The sequence below is a fragment of the Kitasatospora sp. NPDC001539 genome (assembly GCF_040298565.1).
GTDB lineage: Bacteria > Actinomycetota > Actinomycetes > Streptomycetales > Streptomycetaceae > Kitasatospora.
Window position 1 is genome coordinate 124,047 of the sequence record NZ_JBEPAK010000002.1, and the last position, 16,896, is coordinate 140,942.

Below are 16,896 nucleotides of genomic sequence, written 5' to 3' on the forward strand. Positions count from 1 at the left end.
CGGCGTCCGGTACGGAGGGAGCCGGACCGGGACGAAAGGCCCACCCCTGTGACACCCCTGTGACAGTCGGCGGACAGCGCCATCACAACCGCCGGGCAGGATTTTCCCTGTCGCCGCAGGACAGCGGGCCGCAAGGGCCGGCTGGAGGGCGGCCACAGGAACCGCTCGTACCGACCCAGGGGGCGCACGATGAACGCCACGCTTCAGACCCGGACCAACCCGGCTCTCCGCACCGCGCGTTCCTCAGCGACCGCCCATCGGACCCGGTACGAGGTCAGGACCGACGAGAACTCCGGTGCCGTGACCGTACGGGGGTGCGCGCACAGCACCGGTGGAAACCCTGTCGCCCGCCGGGTGAGCGGCGGCGGCAGGACGGGGGAGCTGTACGGGATCGGCCGACTGGGGAGTGCGGCCGACCCCGCCACCACCCTCACGCTGCGGGGCATCCTCCCCGTCCGCGTCGAGGGCACGGACACCCCGGGGGGGACCAGGGGGGCCGGGGGGAACAACGGCCTGCGGACGGTCGGTTCGGGGGAACCGGCCGGTCGCGAGGCCGCCGGTGCGACGCTGCTGCGGCTGAACCCCGCACCGGCCCGCACCACCGAGGCGGGACAGGGAGGCGCGCAGGGGGAGCACCCGGCCGTCGCGGAGGACCACATCACGGAGTTCACCGCGTACGTGCGCGAGCGCCGCGCCTCCCTGTACGCCACGGCGTACCACCTCACCGGTGACCGCTACGAGGCCGAGGACCTGCTGCAGAGCGCGCTCTTCAGCACCTACCGGGCCTGGGGCCGGATCACCGACAAGGCCGCGGTCGGCGGGTACCTCCGCCGCACCATGACCAACCTGCACATCTCCGCCTGGCGGCGCCGCAAGGTCAACGAGTACCCGACCGAGGAGCTGCCGGAGACGGCCGGCGACACCGACGCGATGGGCGGCACCGAGCTGCGCGCCGTGCTCTGGCAGGCGCTGGCCAAGCTGCCGGAGAACCAGCGGACCATGCTGGTGCTGCGGTACTACGAGGGCAAGACCGACCCGGAGATCGCCGACGTGCTGGGGATCAGCGTCGGCACGGTCAAGAGCAGCATCTGGCGCGCGCTGCGCCGGCTGCGCGACGACGAGCACCTGAACAAGTCGGGCGACACCGCCCGGGCGTTCGGCGAGCTGGTCGCGTAGCGCCCACGGAGGACTCCCGTCGGGGGACGGGTAGCGGACGGTTGCGGTTCGGGGGGCACCGACTCGGGGGAGCGGGTGCCCGTGGGGAGCCGAGAGCCGTTCGGGAAGGCGACGGACCCGGTGCGGGGGAGACGCACCGGGTCCGTCGTCGTCGCCGGGGGCGTTCGATCCGCCCGGCCCGCTCGGGGGCCGGTCCCGGGGTCAGACGGTGGAGAGCTCGCGCCGCCCGGCCGCCGCGCGGACCCGCCGCTCGGCCTCCGGCCCGGCGCACGGGTACGAGCCCAGCGAGACCTGCCGCCCGACGATGGAGCGCTCGGCCCGCATCAGCCGGTAGCCCCGGCGCAGCAGCACCGGCAGCGACTTGCGGCCCTCGCGGACGTCCCGGCGCAGCCGGCGCCAGGCCGTGGTGAGCGCGCCGTTGCGCAGGCACAGGGCGTCGCCCAGCAGGCCCTCGGCGGCGCACTCCGCGACGATCTCGGCGGCGAAGATCCCCTCCGCGATGAACGCGGCCGCCCCGCCGAGGTCGAGGGCCCGGGTGTCGATCCGCCCGTTGTGCGGGATCGAGTACACGGGCACGTCCGTGCGCCCGTGCTCGTACAGCGCGCGGATCGCGGCGACGGCCTGGTCCCGGTGCCAGGCGAGCGGGGAGTCCCAGTCCACGGCGCCGTCGGGCAGCCGGGGCAGGGTCGGGTCGTCCCCGTCCTTGTAGAAGTCGTCCAGCTGGAGCACCGGCAGTCCGCTGCGCTCGGCGAGCGAGGACTTCCCCGATCCGGAGGGTCCGGAGAGCAGGATCACCCGGGCACGGGCCGGCGGGGCGGGGTTCATGGGGGAGTCGCTCACGGGACACCAGTCTGACGCATGGCGGCCGGTTGCCGAAACCGGTGTGCGTTTGATCGTTCGGGGCACTGGGTCGGCCGGAAGCCGGCCGTGACACCGGCGAAGGCCGCCGGAACGCCGACGGACCCGCGCCAGGGGGGAGAGGCGCGGGTCCGTCCAATGACCGTCCGGGGCCCTGGGGGGGGTGAGGGCACTGAGGACGGCCAGTCTGTGGAGTTGTCGCCGATCGGTGACGGGGGGTCAGATCCCCATCGGGTGCCAGACCGTCTTCGTCTCCAGGAAGGAGAGTAGCCGGTCGGTACCGGGCGCATGCGTCCAGTCCTGGGCGAACGGGTCCAGCTCCGGACGGACCACCCGCTTCAGGGTATCCGCGGCGGCGGCCTCCAGGGCGGCCGCCGCGCCGGGGCCGTCGGAGGCGATGGCCCCGGTGAGGTCCAGCGCGTTGACGTCCTGGTGCGAGGCGAGGGTGGGCGCGATGTCCGCGGTCCTGCCCGAGATGATGTTGACCACGCCGCCCGGGACGTCGGAGGTGGCCAGCACCTCGCCCAGCGACAGCGCGGGCAGCGGGGCGTCCGCGGCGGCCGCGACCACGACCGTGTTGCCGGTGGCGATCGCCGGGGCGATCACCGAGACCAGGCCGAGCAGCGAGTGCCCGTACCCGGCCTGCGGGGCGACGATCCCGACCACGCCGGTCGGCTCCGGGGTGGACAGGTTGAAGTACGGGCCGGCCACCGGGTTGGCGCCGCCCGCGATCTGGGCGACCTTGTCCGTCCAGCCCGCGTACCAGACCCAGCGGTCGATCGCCGCGTCCACCAGGGCGGCGGCCTTCTTGGGGCCGATGCCCTCGGAGACGGCCACCTCGGCGGCGAACTGCTCGCGCCGGCCCTGCAGCATCTCCGCCACCCGGTACAGCACCTGGCCGCGGTTGTAGGCGGTGGTGCCGGCCCAGCCCTTGACCGCCGCGCGGGCGGCCACGACGGCGTCGCGGGCGTCCTTGCGGGTGCCCAGCGGGGCGTTGGCGAGCCACTCGCCCTTCGAGTCAGTCACCTCGTACACCCGCCCGCTCTCGGAGCGCGGGAACTTCCCGCCGACGTACAGCTTGTAGGTCTTGAAGACCTGGATGCGTCCAGGGGCGTCAAGACGCGTCGCGACATCAGACATCGAGGTAGGCCTCCAGACCGTGACGGCCACCCTCGCGGCCGTAGCCCGACTCCTTGTAGCCGCCGAACGGCGAGGTCGGGTCGAACTTGTTGAAGGTGTTGGCCCAGACCACGCCGGCCTTGAGCCTGTTGGCCATCCAGAGGATGCGCGAGCCCTTCTCCGTCCAGATGCCGGCGGAGAGGCCGTACGGCGTGTTGTTGGCCTTGGCGACCGCCTCTTCGGGGGTGCGGAAGGTCAGCACGGACAGCACCGGGCCGAAGATCTCCTCCTGGGCGATCCGGTGGGCCTGGCTGACGCCGGTGAACAGGGTCGGCTTGAACCAGAAGCCGGTGCCCGGGAGTTCGCAGGCCGGGGACCAGCGCTCGGCGCCCTCGGCCTCGCCGGCCTCGGTCAGCGCGGTGATCCGGGCCAGCTGCTCGGCGGAGTTGATGGCGCCGATGTCGGTGTTCTTGTCCAGCGGGTCGCCGACCCGCAGGGTGCCCATCCGGCGCTTCAGGGCGTCCAGCAGCTCGTCCTGGACGGACTCCTGGACCAGCAGGCGCGAGCCCGCGCAGCAGACGTGGCCCTGGTTGAAGAAGATGCCGTTGACGATGCCCTCGACCGCCTGGTCGATCGGCGCGTCGTCGAAGACGATGTTGGCGGCCTTGCCGCCCAGCTCCAGCGACAGCTTCTTGCGGGTGCCGGCCAGCTGCTTGGCGATCGCCCGGCCGACCGGGGTGGAGCCGGTGAAGGCGACCTTGTTGACGTCCGGGTGGGCCGTCAGCGCGGCGCCGGTGCGGCCGTCACCGGTGACGATGTTGACCACGCCCTTCGGCAGGCCGGCCTGGCGGCAGATCTCGGCGAAGCGCAGCGCGGTCAGCGGGGTGGTCTCGGCGGGCTTCAGGACGACCGTGTTGCCGGTCGCCAGGGCGGGCGCGATCTTCCACGCCAGCATCAGCAGCGGGAAGTTCCACGGGATGACCTGGCCGGCCACGCCCAGCGGCTTCGGGTTGGGGCCGTAGCCCGCGTAGTCGAGCTTGTCGGCCCAGCCCGCGTAGTAGAAGAAGTGCGCGGCGACCAGCGGAAGGTCGACGTCGCGGGTCTCGCGGATCGGCTTGCCGTTGTCGATCGACTCCAGCACGGCCAGCTCGCGGCTGCGCTCCTGGATGATCCGGGCGATCCGGAACAGGTACTTGGCGCGCTCGCTGCCGGGCAGCGCCGACCAGTCGGCGAAGGCCGCGCGGGCGGCGGTGACGGCACGGTCCACGTCCTCGTCGGTGCCCTGGGCGAACTCGGCGAGCACCTGCTCGGTGGCCGGGTTGACCGTCTTCAGGGCCTCGCTGCCGGAGGGGTCGACGAACTCGCCGCCGATGAAGTGGCCGTAGGAGGTGGCGATGTCGCCCGCGGCGGCGGGGGACTCGGGGGCCGGGGCGTACTCGAAGAGGCCGGTCGTGCGCACGGGCTCCTCGATGTTCTTCTTCTTGGCCATGGTGATCAGTCCACCGTCACGTAGTCGGGGCCGGAGTAGCGTCCGGTGGTGAGCTTCTGGCGCTGCATCAGCAGGTCGTTCAGCAGGCTGGAGGCGCCGAAGCGGAACCAGTGCGGGGTCAGCCAGTCGTCGCCGAGGGTCTCGTTGACCATCACCAGGTACTTCATGGCGTCCTTGGTGGTCTTGATGCCGCCGGCGGGCTTCACGCCGACCTGGACGCCGGTCTGCGCGCGGAAGTCGCGGACCGCCTCCAGCATCAGCAGGGTGACCGGCGGGGTCGCGTTGACGGCGACCTTGCCGGTGGAGGTCTTGATGAAGTCGGCACCGGCGAGCATCGCCAGCCAGGAGACGCGGCGGACGTTGTCGTACGTCTGCAGCTCGCCGGTCTCGAAGATCACCTTGAGGTGGGCGGAGCTGCCGTCGGCGCGCTTGCACGCCTCCTTGACGGCGACGATCTCGTGGAAGACGTCGAGGTAGCGGCCGGAGAGGAAGGCACCGCGGTCGATCACCATGTCGATCTCGTCGGCGCCCGCGGCCACCGCGTCGGCGGTGTCGGCGAGCTTGACCGGGAGGGCGGCGCGGCCGGCCGGGAAGGCGGTGGCCACCGAGGCGACCTGGATGTCGGTGCCCTTCAGGGCGTCCTTCGCGGTGGCGACCATGTCCGGGTAGACACAGATGGCGGCGACGCGCGGGGTGGTCGGGTCGGTCGGGTCGGGGGTCCTGCCCTTCGCGCACAGGGCGCGAACCTTGCCGACCGTGTCCGCGCCCTCGAGCGTGGTGAGGTCGATCATGGAGATCGCCAGGTCGATGGCGTTGGCCTTCGCCGTGGTCTTGATCGAGCGGGTACCGAGGGTGGCGGCACGCGCCTCCAGGCCGACCTGGTCGACGCCGGGCAGGCCGTGCAGGAAGCGGCGGAGCGAGGCCTCGGACGCCGCAACGTCCGCGAGGCCGCTGCCCGCAACGCCGAGGGCATTGGCTGCAACAGTGGACATAGTCACCAGACCAGCATATCTACGCGCGTAGCCGACCGCTAGGGTGCCAGCCATTCGTGGCCGGACCGAGACCTGTCGGCGAGGGGGCATGGGGCAGAATCGACGCCATGACCGAATCCGACGGCAAGCCCCACCCGGGCTCGGCCGCTCCCGACGGGGAACCCGAGTACGCGGACCGCGTGTACCGCTCCGTCCCCGGCGTCATCTCCGGCGTGTTCCTGCTGGCCATCGCCGCCTGGCTGATCGGCGACGCCGTGGCGACCGGCACCGGGAAGACCCCGTACGTCGCCCTCGCGGCCGTACCGGTGTTCGCCCTCCCGGTGATCGCCTACACGCTGCGGCCGGTGGTGCGGGCCGACGCCGGCCGCCTGCTGGTCCGCAACCCGTGGCGGACGATCAGCGCCCCCTGGGCCTCGGTCGACGCCCTGCGCGCGGGCTACTCCGTCGAGCTCCTCGCCGGCGGCAGGAAGTACCAGGTGTGGGCCGTCCCGGTCTCGCTGCGCCAGCGCAAGCGCGCCAACCGCGTCCGGACCGCCGAGGCCTCCGAGCACGCCTCCCGGATGGGCATGGTCTTCGGTCGCCAGAGCAACCCCGTCGTCCAGGGCTCGCCGGACCCGACCCGCGCCTGGTCCGACCAGGTCACCGACGTCCTCCAGGAGATGGCCGAGCGCAACGCCGGCCGGCCCGCCGCCGCGGGCCCCGTGGTGGTCCGCTGGTGCTGGTGGATCATCGCCCCCACGCTGCTCGGCCTCGTCGCCCTGGTCGCGGTGATCCTGGCCTGACCCGGGGAACGCGTACGGAAGGGCCCGCCGGTGCGTACCGGCGGGCCCTTTCCCGATCGCGGGGGCTCGGACGGGTCAGATGCCCGCGGCCCGGGCCAGGTCCCGCTTGACGGCGTCCAGGAGGTCGGCGGCGCGGCCGCGGGCGGCGGCCAGGTCGGCCGCCGAGTCGACCGGGAGGACGACCTCCAGGTAGCACTTGAGCTTGGGCTCGGTGCCGGAGGGACGGACCACGATGCGGGCCGAGCGGACGGACTCGCCGGACAGGTAGTAGCGCAGGCCGTCGGTCGGCGGCAGCTCCGCGGAGCCGGCCGAGAGGTCGTCGGCGCGGGTGACGGTCAGGCCCGCCAGGACGGTCGGCGGCTGCTCGCGCAGCCGGCGCATGGCGTCGGCGATCAGCGAGAGGTCCTGGACCCGCACGGAGAGCTGGTCGGTGGCGTGCAGGCCGTGCTCCAGCGCCAGGTCGTCCAGCAGGTCGGTCAGGGTGCGGCCGGACTGCTTGAGGGTCGCGGCGAGTTCGGCGACCAGCAGGGCGGCGGTGATGCCGTCCTTGTCCCGGACGCCTTGCGGGTCGACGCAGTAGCCGAGCGCCTCCTCGTAGCCGTAGCGCAGGCCCTCGGCCCGGGAGATCCACTTGAAGCCGGTCAGGGTCTCGGCGTAGCCCAGGCCCGCGGCCTCGGCGATCCGGCCGAGCAGGGTGGCCGAGACGATCGTGGTGGCGAAGGTGCCCTCGACCTTCTTGGCGACCAGGGCCGAGCCGAGCAGGGCGCCGACCTCGTCGCCGCGCAGCATGCGCCACCCGGCGGTGCCGTTGCCGCTGCCGGCCGCGTTGCCGTGCAGGGGGACGGCCACCGCGCAGCGGTCCGCGTCCGGGTCGTTGGCGATCACGATGTCCGGGCCGACCGCGGCGGCGGTGCGGAAGGCGAGGTCCATCGCCCCCGGCTCCTCCGGGTTCGGGAAGGCCACGGTCGGGAAGTCCGGGTCGGGCTCGGCCTGCTCGGCGACCACCGTGGGCGCCGGGAAGCCCGCCCGGCGGAAGGCGGCGAGCAGGGTGTCGCGGCCGACGCCGTGCATCGGGGTGTAGACCACGTCCAGCTCGCGCGGGCTGTGGGCGTCGACGATGGAGACGGCGCGGGTCAGGTAGGCCTCGACGACGTCCTCGCCGAGCACCTCCCAGCCGTCCTCGGCGCGGGGGACGTCGTCCAGCGAGCCGATCGCGTCGATCTCGGCGGCGATCCCGGCGTCGGCCGGCGGGACGATCTGCGAGCCGTCGCCCAGGTAGACCTTGTAGCCGTTGTCCTGCGGCGGGTTGTGGCTGGCGGTGACGGTCACGCCGGCGGCGGCGCCGAGGTGGCGGACGGCGAAGGCGAGCACCGGGGTGGGCAGCGGGCGCGGCAGCAGGGCGGCGCGCAGGCCGGCCGCGACCACCACGGCGGCGGTGTCGCGGGCGAAGTCGTACGACTTGTGCCGGGCGTCGTAGCCGATGACGACCAGGTCGCCCAGGTTCTCCTTCTTGACGTACGCGACCAGGCCGGCCGCGGCCCGGATCACCACGGCGCGGTTCATCCGCATCGGGCCGGCGCCGAGTTCGCCCCGGAGTCCGGCGGTGCCGAACTGCAGGCGGTCGGCGAAGCGCTCGGCGAGCTCGGACCAGGCGAGCGCGCCGTCCTCCTCGGCCTCCGGAGCCTCGGCCCGGGCCAGCAGGGCGGTCAGTTCCTCGCGGGTCTGCGGGTCGGGGTCCTCGGCCAGCCAGGTCCGGGCCCGGGCGAGGAGATCGGTGGTGGGTGCCTGCGTCATGTTGCCAGCTCCATCGGGAAGTGCGTCGGTGTGTCGGCCTGAGGGTTCCGCGCAAGACGGGAAGAGGTGTGCACATGCGGACGGGGCCCGCCGGAGGGCGCGATCGTCGGATCACGCCGGCCGTGGGCCCCGTCACTCATGATTCTGCGCCCGGGAGGCGTCAGATCCGCTCCAGGACCTTCGCCAGCAGCTCGCCCATGCGCTCGGCGGAGGCCTTGCCGGCCTCCAGCACCTCTTCGTGGTTGAGCGGCTCGCCGGTCATGCCGGCGGCCAGGTTGGTGACCAGGGAGATGCCGAGCACCTCGGAGCCGGCCTCGCGGGCGGCGATGGCCTCCAGGGTGGTGGACATGCCGACCAGCTCGCCGCCGATCACCCGGGCCATGTTGACCTCGGCCGGGGTCTCGTAGTGCGGGCCGCGGAACTGGACGTAGACGGCCTCGTCCAGGCTCGGGTCGACCTCGCGGCAGAGCGCGCGCAGGCGCTTGGAGTACAGGTCGGTGAGGTCGACGAAGTTGGCGCCCACGATCGGGGAGTCCCCGGTCAGGTTGATGTGGTCGCTGATCAGGACCGGCTGGCCCGGGGTCCAGCCCTGGCGCAGGCCGCCGCAGCCGTTGGTCAGCACGATGGTGGCGCAGCCGGCCGCGGCGGCGGTGCGCACGCCGTGGACGACGGTGGCCACGCCGTGGCCCTCGTAGTAGTGGTTGCGGCCGAGGAAGATCAGGGCGCGCTTGTCGCCGATCTTCACCGAGCGGATCTTGCCGGCGTGGCCGGCGACGGCGGGGGCGGGGAAGCCCGGGAGCTCGGTGACCGGGAACTCGGCCACGGTCTCGCCCAGGGCGTCGGCGGCCGGCACCCAGCCGGAGCCCATCACCAGGGCGACGTCGTGCCGCTCGGCACCGGTCAGCTCGCGCAGGCGCTCGGCGGCGGCCTGGGCGGCGGCGTAGGGGTCGGCGGAGACGACCGACTGAGGAGAAGCGTTCACGGATCCGAGGATAGACGGGATTTGGCTACGCGCGTAGAAAATCCGCCGCGGCATGCCGGATCGTTACCCGGTTGACCCGAAAACACAGCTCGGTGGCGCTTTCCGGGCCGTCCGGCTTGTCGGTACGTACAGGAATCGGTCCGTACCGGAACCGGCACGGTCCGGGATCCCCGCACGCCGGGATCGGCACGGCCCGGGACGGTCGCCGCTAGGGCCCGTCTTCAAACCCCCGCCTGCGGGCCGACGCCGGGGCACGCGCCTCGCCGCGTTGTCGTCGGTCGCCGATGGCCCCCAGCCTCCGGCCGGGAGGTGCCCCCACCGCATGGACTCCCTCCTCCGCCTTGCGATGCACGCACCCCAACGCCGCCCCGCCCGCTCTTCGGGCGGACGACGGGGGTTTGAAGACGGGCCCTAGCAGGGCCGGCGGCGCAGGTCCAGCACGTAGTCGTCCGGAGCCCCGGCGCTCTCCGCGGCGTCGGCGATCAGACCGAGGTAGCGGGCCGCCGGCAGGCCGCCCTCGTAGTCGTTGAGCACGTACGTCCAGACCGGGATGTCGCCGTCCAGCGTCTGCGCGCGCAGCTTGATCTTGCGGTAGATGCCGAGCTGGACCCCCTCCCAGCGGTCCAGCCCCTCCTCGTCCATCGGGGCGATGTCGTACAGCGAGACGAAGACCCGGTCCTTCTCGTCCTCGACGACGGTGGCCAGCGAGCCCTCCCAGCCGAGCTGCTCGCCGCCGAAGGTGAGTCGCCAGCCGTCCAGCCATCCGGTGCCGCGCAGCGGTGAGTGCGGGGCTCGGCGGGTCATCTGCCGGGCATCGAGGTTGGTGGCATACGCGGCGTAAAGGGGCATGGGGGCCAGCGTAGCCCGGTCGGCCCACGCTCCGGGGCGAGTGCCGGTCCGCACGGAGTCCAGTGTGGCTTCGTACGGAGCCCGGACCCCGTTGTGGCGGCGGCCCCGGCGTGCGGGACAATGGTGAGCGTGACTCGGATCGTGATCATCGGTGGCGGACCCGGCGGATACGAGGCGGCCCTGGTGGCCTCCCAGCTCGGCGCGGAGGTGACCGTCGTCGACCGCGACGGCCTGGGCGGATCGGCGGTGCTCACGGACTGCGTGCCGTCGAAGACCCTGATCGCGACCGCGGAGGTGATGACCACCTTCGACAGCTCGTACGAGGAGCTGGGCATCACCGTCGCCCGGGACGGCGCCGACCAGGACGCCAAGGTCATCGGCGTGGACCTGGGCAAGGTCAACCGCCGTGTGAAGCGCCTGGCGATCGCGCAGTCCCACGACATCACCCAGTCCGTCACCCGCGCCGGGGTCACCGTGCTGCGCGGCCGCGGCCGGCTCGGCGCCGGCGGGCAGGCCGTGGACGGCTCCCGCGAGGTGCTGGTGGACGGTCCCGACGGCACCGTGCAGTCGCTGCGCGCCGACGCCGTGCTGATCGCCACCGGCGCGCACCCGCGCGAGCTGCCGGACGCCCAGCCGGACGGCGAGCGGATCCTCACCTGGACCCAGGTGTACGACCTGGAGGAGCTGCCCCGCGAGCTGATCGTGGTCGGCTCCGGTGTGACCGGCGCCGAGTTCGCCGGTGCCTACCAGGCGCTCGGCTCCAAGGTCACCCTGGTGTCCAGCCGCGACCGGGTGCTGCCGGGCGAGGACCCGGACGCCGCGGAGGTGCTGGAGGACGTCTTCCGGCGCCGCGGCATGAACGTGATGGGCCGTTCCCGCGCCGAGACGGTCAAGAGGATCGGCGAGCGGGTCGAGGTGACCCTCTCCGACGGCACGGTGATCGAGGGCACCCACTGCCTGATGGCGGTCGGCTCGATCCCCAACACGGCCGACATGGGCCTGGAGGAGGCCGGGGTCAAGCTCAACGACTGGGGCCAGATCCAGGTCGACCGGGTCTCCCGCACCAGCGCCCCGGGCGTCTACGCGGCGGGCGACTGCACCGGGGTGTTCATGCTCGCCTCGGTGGCGGCCATGCAGGGGCGGATCGCGATGTACCACGCGCTCGGCGACGCGGTGCAGCCGCTGAACCTCAAGACCGTGGCCTCCAACGTCTTCACCGACCCGGAGATCGCCACCGTCGGTTACACCGCGGCCGACGTGGAGTGCGGCAAGATGGACGCCGTCGTGGTCAAGCTGCCGCTGCGCGGCAACCCGCGGGCGAAGATGCAGGGCATCCGGGACGGCTTCGTGAAGCTGTTCTGCCGCCCGGGCACCGGGATCGTGGTCGGCGGCGTGGTCGTCGCCCCGCGGGCCAGCGAGCTGATCCACCCGATCTCGCTCGCGGTGGACGCCAATCTGACGGTCGAACAGGTGGCCAGCGCCTTCACCGTCTACCCGTCCGTGTCCGGTTCGACCGCCGAGGTCGCCCGGCAGCTGCACATCCGCAAGCGGGCGGCCGGCGAATCCTGAGCCCGAGGCGCGAAGTTGGGGGCGGCTGCCGACCGGCGGCCGCCCTTCGCGCGTCGGGAGCCCTCACCCGGACAGCGGGCGCAGTCCCGGGTTGTTGACGGCGCGTATTGTACGGTCACGCGCCGCTCTTCGGTGAGCAATTCCAGCTACCAGCTGCAAACGCCTGAAAGCAGACGGTCACGCAGGTTACCGTCGGTTCTGTGTTTGCAGCAGAACGTCGCCAGTTGATCCTCGAAATGGTGCGCGCCAACGGAGCGGTCTCGCTCCGGGAGTTGGCCCGCGTCGTCCAGACCTCCGAAGTGACCGTGCGCCGCGACGTGCGGGCCCTGGAGGCAGAAGGGCTCCTCGACCGCCGGCACGGCGGCGCGGTGCTCCCCGGCGGCTTCAGCCGCGAACCCGGTTACCCGCAGAAGACCCACCTGTCCGCGGCGGAGAAGAGCGCCATCGCGGACCTCGCCGCCGGACTGGTGGAGGAGGGCGACGCCGTGGTCGTCGGCGCCGGCACCACGACCCAGGAGCTGGCCCGCCGGCTGGCGCGGGTGCCGGGCCTGACCGTGGTCACCAACTCGCTCCTGGTCGCCCAGGCGCTGGCGCACGCCAACCGGGTCGAGGTGGTGATGACCGGCGGCACCCTGCGCGGCTCCAACTACGCGTTGGTGGGCAGCGGCGCCGAGCAGTCGCTGCAGGGGCTGCGGGTCACCAAGGCCTTCATCTCCGGCAGCGGGCTCACCGCCGAGCGCGGACTGTCCACCGCGAACATGCTGTCCGCGAGCGTGGACCGAGCACTGGTGCAGTCGGCCGCCGAGGTCATCGTCCTCGCCGACCACACCAAGCTCGGCGCGGACAGCATGTTCCAGACCGTCGCCACCGAGATGATCACCCGGCTGGTCACCGACGAGCAGGCCACCGCCGACGACGCCACCGCCCGCGAGCTGGACGCGCTGGCCGACTGCGGGGTCCAGATCGACCTCGCGCCGTTCGGCGCGGCCCCCGCCGGGGACGCCCCGGTGCACGGCACCGGCAGCGGGCCCGTCCACCAGACCCAGCCCGGCCCGATGGGCCGGCGTCCCGCCCCGGGCCCCGGCGGTGCTCCGCTGCCCGGACAGCGCCGCCCCGGCACCCACGGAGGGCCGGCCGGGCCGGGCGGGATGCCGGTCCGACTGGCCGAGCTGGGCCTGCCGCGGGGGCGCTGAGCCCGTCGTCCGTACGGTGGGGAAACACGACCGGTCCGCACACCCCGAAAGGCGTACGGACCGGTCGAGAGGTTGACGGACCGCGCGGCGGCCCCTGCGGACCGCCCCGGCCGCGGCCCGGTTCGAGCCGCGGCCCGGGCCGGCGGTCGGATCGGTGACCAGGGCCGGTGACCCGCGTCGGCCGGTGGCGGCCAGGGCCGGCGATCCGGACCGGTGACCCGGGCCGGTGCCGGGGCCGGGGATCCGGACCGGTGACCCGGGCCGGTGCCGGGGCCGGGGATCCGGACCGCCGGTGGCCCGAGGTCAGACCGTGCTTGCGGTCAGTCCTTGATCTCGCACAGCGCGGCGCCGCTGCTGACGCTCGCGCCCACCTCGGCCTTGAGGCCGACGACGGTGCCCGACTTGTGGGCGTTCAGCGGCTGCTCCATCTTCATCGCCTCCAGGACCACGATCAGCTCGCCCTCGGCGACGACCTGGCCCTCCTCGACGGCGACCTTGACGATGGTGCCCTGCATCGGGGAGGCCAGGGTGTCGCCGCTGACGGCCGAGCCGGCCTTCTTGGCGCCCGCCCGGCGCTTGGCCTTGGCGGCACCCGCCGCACCGGCCGCCGGGGCCGCCGCGACGCCCAGCGAGGACGGCAGCGAGACCTCGATCCGCTTCCCGCCGACCTCGACGACCACGGTCTCCCGGGTCTCCGCCTCCTCGCCCTCGCCGGCGGCACCGGCGAACGGCGGGATGGTGTTGTCGAACTCGGTCTCGATCCAGCGGGTGTAGACCTTGAACGGCTCGTCGCTGCCGTGCACCTCGGGCGCGAAGGCCGGGTCGGTGACGACCGCCTGGTGGAACGGGATGGCGGTGGCCATGCCCTCGACCTTGAACTCGTTCAGCGCGCGGCGGGCCCGCTCCAGGGCCTGCTTGCGGTCGCGGCCCGAGACGATCAGCTTGGCCAGCAGCGAGTCCCAGGCGGGGCCGATGACCGAGCCGCTCTCGACGCCGGAGTCCAGGCGCACGCCCGGGCCGGACGGCGGGGCGAACAGCGTCACGGTGCCGGGCGCGGGCAGGAAGTTCCGGCCCGGGTCCTCGCCGTTGATGCGGAACTCGAAGGAGTGGCCGCGGATCTCCGGGTCGTCGTAGCCGAGCTCCTCGCCGTCGGCGATCCGGAACATCTCGCGGACCAGGTCGATCCCGGTGACCTCCTCGGTGACCGGGTGCTCCACCTGCAGACGGGTGTTGACCTCCAGGAAGGAGATCGTGCCGTCCTTCGCCACCAGGAACTCACAGGTCCCGGCGCCCTCGTAGCCGGCCTCCTTCAGGATGGCCTTGGACGCGCGGTACAGCTCGGCGTTCTGCTCCGGGGTCAGGAACGGCGCGGGCGCCTCCTCGACCAGCTTCTGGTGCCGGCGCTGCAGCGAGCAGTCACGGGTGGAGACGACCACCACGTTGCCGTGCTTGTCGGCGAGGCACTGGGTCTCCACGTGCCGCGGGTTGTCCAGGTAGCGCTCGACGAAGCACTCGCCGCGGCCGAAGGCGGCGACCGCCTCGCGCACCGCGGAGTCGTACAGCTCCGGGATCTCCTCCAGCGTGCGGGCGACCTTGAGGCCGCGTCCGCCGCCGCCGAAGGCCGCCTTGATGGCGACCGGCAGGCCGTGCTCCCGGGCGAAGGCGACGACCTCGTCGGCGCCCGAGACCGGGTCGGGGGTGCCGGCCACCAGCGGGGCGCCGGCGCGCTGGGCGACGTGACGGGCGGTGACCTTGTCACCGAGGTCGCGGATCGCCTGCGGCGGCGGGCCGATCCAGGTCAGCCCCGCGTCCAGGACGGCCTGGGCGAACTCGGCGTTCTCCGACAGGAACCCGTAACCGGGGTGGACGGCGTCGGCGCCGGAGTCCTCGGCGGCCTTGAGGACCTTGGCGATGTCCAGGTAACTGGTGCCGGGGGTGTCACCGCCCAGCGCGTAAGCCTCGTCGGCCGCGCGGACGTGCAGCGCATCCCGGTCCGGCTCGGCGTAGACGGCGACGCTGGCGATACCGGCGTCCGAGCAGGCCCGGGCGACGCGGACGGCGATTTCCCCGCGGTTGGCGATGAGCACCTTGCGCACTGTGGCTCCCTTCTTGAACCTCGTTGAGTTTATGGATTCCTGGGCGGTACCGGCGAGTAGCCCCAGGTTGTGAACTATCCCACACGCTCGGTGATGGGAAATCCGGTGCTGATCACCGTCCGTCGGCAACCGCGCAGGTGGTGGCCGGTGAGCTGCCGCCGGACCGGTCGACGGTGGGTGACCGGGTGGCGGCGTGGCGGGACGGTGTCATGGGACACACCCTCCCGCAGCCCGCTTAAACCGCGGTCGAGGCGGGTGCGGGGCGCCGCTGGGCCTCGGTCGTCACGTCGGCGGCGAGCTCGACCATGTCCGGCCCGTACGCGGCCGGGTTGACCACCCGTAGGACGAGCGCGAACGTCCCGTCGCGGCCGTACCGGCGGGCGAGTTCGCGGTGGTGGGAGACGAGGTAGCGCACTCCGGCCTGGTTGGCGACGCCGGTCTGGCCGGCTATCAGGAAGACCGGGCGGCCGCCCTCGGGGGTGGCGATCCGGGCCAGCAGGGTGTGTGCCTGGTCCTGGTCGGCGCGGAAGTCGCGCTCGCCCACCACGATCACGTTGCTGCCCGGGCCGGGGCCGGAGGTGATCAGCACGCCCGGCAGCCCCCAGGCCAGGTGGGCGGCCACCCGCTCGTTGCTCACCGGACCGCCCAGGCAGAGCTCGGTCTTGAGGCCCAGACCGCGGTGCGCGGCGTCGTGGGCGACCAGTTCGGCCCGGGCGCCGCACTCCTCGACCAGCCCCGCCAGCCACATCAGGGCGTAGGCGTCCCGGCGGGTCACGGTGTGCGCGTGCGAGCCCGTCCCCACGCTGCGGGGCACCACGACCAGGCACTCGCTGGCGGCCGGCAGCCCGAGGAAGGCCCGCATCCGCTCGACCCTGCGGCGCCGCCGCAGGGCCTGGGCGAGCCAGCCCAGGGCCGCGCTGATGGCGCTGGCCACCAGGCCGAGCACCACGTTGAGCACGCTGTCCGTCATCGCCGCGTCCCCTCCCCGTTCGAACGCCGCTCAGCTTAGGGCGTGTCCGGCGGTTCCCGCCGGGCCCGCGCGACGTGTTCGACGCGCCCGCGGGAGCCCGGGCGGGGGCGGGGGCAGGTCACCTGGTCCACAGATCGGTGATCCGCAGGTCCAGGTCGGCGAGCAGGCGGCGCAGCAACGGCAGGGAGAGGCCGATGACGTTGCCCGGGTCGCCGTCGATGCCGTCGATGAACGGGGCCGAGCGGCCGTCCAGGGTGAACGCCCCGGCCACGTACAGCGGTTCGCCGGAGGCCACGTAGGCGGCGACCTCCTCGTCGTCCGGGGTGCCGAAGCGGACGGTGGTGGAGGCGGTCTCCGAGGACTGGCGGCCGGTCGCGGTGTCGATCACGCAGTGGCCGGTGCGCAGCACGCCGGCCCGGCCGCGCATCGACTGCCAGCGGGCCAGTGCCTCGGCGGCGTCGGCGGGCTTGCCGAGGGCCTGGCCGTCCAGCTCCAGGACGGAGTCGCAGCCGATCACCAGTTCGCCGCCGGTGAGGCCGGCGGCGACGGCCTTGGCCTTGGCCTCGGCGAGGACGAGGGCGAGTTCGGCGGGGGTGGCGGCGCTGATCGCGTCCTCGTCGACGCCGCTGACCACCACGCGCGGGTCGAGCCCCGCCTGGCGCAGCAGTCCGAGGCGGGCGGGGGAGGCGGAGGCGAGGACGAGGGGGCGCTGGTCGGTCATGCCCACCAGGGTAGGGGCTGCCGGGGTCCGCCGTTCGGGTGAACGGCTCAGGTGAACGACCGGGACAGCATGATCAGGACGGCGCCCACCAGCACCAGGGCGGCGAGCACCTTGCCGGCCCGCTGCATCCGTTCCTGCATGCGGCGGGCCTCGGGCGAGGGCTCATCGCGGGGGTCTGACCAGAGCACCCGTCCAGAGTGCGCCGCCGGGCGCCGGGGCGCCTGAGTATCCGTACTCAGGTTCCGGGGGCAGCACGGGCGTTCCGGCGGCGAGCGGGTGCACGGCGGCGCGGGACGTCGGTCGGGC

General features: G+C 73.3%; 15 protein-coding genes. 4 read left to right on the forward strand and 11 right to left on the reverse strand.

The annotated features are described in order from the left end of the window. Positions 1-189 precede the first annotated feature (189 nt). On the forward strand, positions 190-1,176 hold the full coding sequence (locus ABT247_RS01185; RefSeq protein WP_392899843.1) for a SigE family RNA polymerase sigma factor: 987 nt from the start codon (positions 190-192) through the stop codon (positions 1,174-1,176). A gap of 201 nt (positions 1,177-1,377) precedes the next feature. On the opposite strand, the gene ABT247_RS01190 is transcribed toward ABT247_RS01185, so the two are convergent. The 4 genes from ABT247_RS01190 to deoC all read right to left on the reverse strand — a co-directional run bounded on the left by ABT247_RS01190 (position 1,378) and on the right by deoC (position 5,634). Then, complete coding sequence (locus tag ABT247_RS01190) at positions 1,378-2,016, reverse strand: ATP-binding protein (RefSeq protein ID WP_392899846.1); 639 nt, start codon at positions 2,014-2,016, stop codon at positions 1,378-1,380. A gap of 237 nt (positions 2,017-2,253) precedes the next feature. Then, positions 2,254-3,174: an aldehyde dehydrogenase family protein gene (locus ABT247_RS01195; RefSeq protein WP_350735968.1), complete on the reverse strand. Its 921-nt coding sequence runs from the start codon at positions 3,172-3,174 to the stop codon at positions 2,254-2,256. Continuing rightward, entirely contained in the window at positions 3,167-4,642 is a 1,476-nt protein-coding gene (locus tag ABT247_RS01200) for an aldehyde dehydrogenase family protein (RefSeq protein ID WP_350735971.1), read from the reverse strand. The genes ABT247_RS01195 and ABT247_RS01200 overlap by 8 nt, the downstream gene beginning before the upstream one ends. A gap of 5 nt (positions 4,643-4,647) precedes the next feature. Beyond that, complete coding sequence (deoC, locus tag ABT247_RS01205; RefSeq protein WP_350735974.1) at positions 4,648-5,634, reverse strand: deoxyribose-phosphate aldolase; 987 nt, start codon at positions 5,632-5,634, stop codon at positions 4,648-4,650. Between the two features lie 107 nt (positions 5,635-5,741). Between deoC and ABT247_RS01210 the strand changes: the two genes are divergently transcribed. Next, positions 5,742-6,416, forward strand: coding sequence for a PH domain-containing protein (locus tag ABT247_RS01210; RefSeq protein ID WP_350735977.1), 675 nt, complete (start codon positions 5,742-5,744; stop codon positions 6,414-6,416). Positions 6,417-6,491: 75 nt separating this feature from the next. On the opposite strand, the gene ABT247_RS01215 is transcribed toward ABT247_RS01210, so the two are convergent. The 3 genes from ABT247_RS01215 to ABT247_RS01225 form a co-directional block, all read right to left on the reverse strand. Further along, positions 6,492-8,210 carry a phospho-sugar mutase gene (locus ABT247_RS01215; protein WP_350735981.1) on the reverse strand — a complete coding sequence of 573 codons (1,719 nt, stop codon included), beginning with the start codon at positions 8,208-8,210 and terminating at the stop codon, positions 6,492-6,494. Between the two features lie 160 nt (positions 8,211-8,370). Continuing rightward, positions 8,371-9,192: a purine-nucleoside phosphorylase gene (locus tag ABT247_RS01220; protein ID WP_392899858.1), complete on the reverse strand. Its 822-nt coding sequence runs from the start codon at positions 9,190-9,192 to the stop codon at positions 8,371-8,373. Between the two features lie 411 nt (positions 9,193-9,603). Beyond that, the gene (locus tag ABT247_RS01225) at positions 9,604-10,041 is read right to left on the reverse strand and encodes a gamma-glutamylcyclotransferase family protein (RefSeq protein ID WP_350735985.1); all 438 of its coding nucleotides are present in this window, start codon (positions 10,039-10,041) and stop codon (positions 9,604-9,606) included. Positions 10,042-10,161: 120 nt separating this feature from the next. On the opposite strand from ABT247_RS01225, the gene ABT247_RS01230 reads away from it, so the two are divergent. Further along, the gene (locus ABT247_RS01230) at positions 10,162-11,610 is read left to right on the forward strand and encodes an NAD(P)H-quinone dehydrogenase (RefSeq protein WP_350735988.1); all 1,449 of its coding nucleotides are present in this window, start codon (positions 10,162-10,164) and stop codon (positions 11,608-11,610) included. 236 nt (positions 11,611-11,846) lie between these two features. Continuing rightward, positions 11,847-12,803, forward strand: coding sequence for a DeoR/GlpR family DNA-binding transcription regulator (locus ABT247_RS01235; RefSeq protein ID WP_350736028.1), 957 nt, complete (start codon positions 11,847-11,849; stop codon positions 12,801-12,803). Positions 12,804-13,123: 320 nt separating this feature from the next. Here the strand turns inward: ABT247_RS01235 and ABT247_RS01240 are convergent, their stop codons facing one another. The 4 genes from ABT247_RS01240 to mmpB all read right to left on the reverse strand — a co-directional run bounded on the left by ABT247_RS01240 (position 13,124) and on the right by mmpB (position 16,778). Further along, entirely contained in the window at positions 13,124-14,899 is a 1,776-nt protein-coding gene (locus ABT247_RS01240) for an acetyl/propionyl/methylcrotonyl-CoA carboxylase subunit alpha (RefSeq protein WP_350735991.1), read from the reverse strand. A 235-nt stretch (positions 14,900-15,134) separates the two neighbouring features. Continuing rightward, on the reverse strand, positions 15,135-15,869 hold the full coding sequence (locus tag ABT247_RS01245; protein WP_350735994.1) for a hypothetical protein: 735 nt from the start codon (positions 15,867-15,869) through the stop codon (positions 15,135-15,137). Positions 15,870-15,987: 118 nt separating this feature from the next. Further along, positions 15,988-16,590 (reverse strand): nucleoside triphosphate pyrophosphatase, encoded by a 603-nt coding sequence (locus ABT247_RS01250; RefSeq protein WP_350735996.1) that lies wholly within the window; start codon positions 16,588-16,590, stop codon positions 15,988-15,990. 47 nt (positions 16,591-16,637) lie between these two features. Beyond that, the gene (gene mmpB, locus ABT247_RS33585) at positions 16,638-16,778 is read right to left on the reverse strand and encodes a morphogenic membrane protein MmpB (RefSeq protein ID WP_392899869.1); all 141 of its coding nucleotides are present in this window, start codon (positions 16,776-16,778) and stop codon (positions 16,638-16,640) included. Positions 16,779-16,896: the final 118 nt, after the last annotated feature.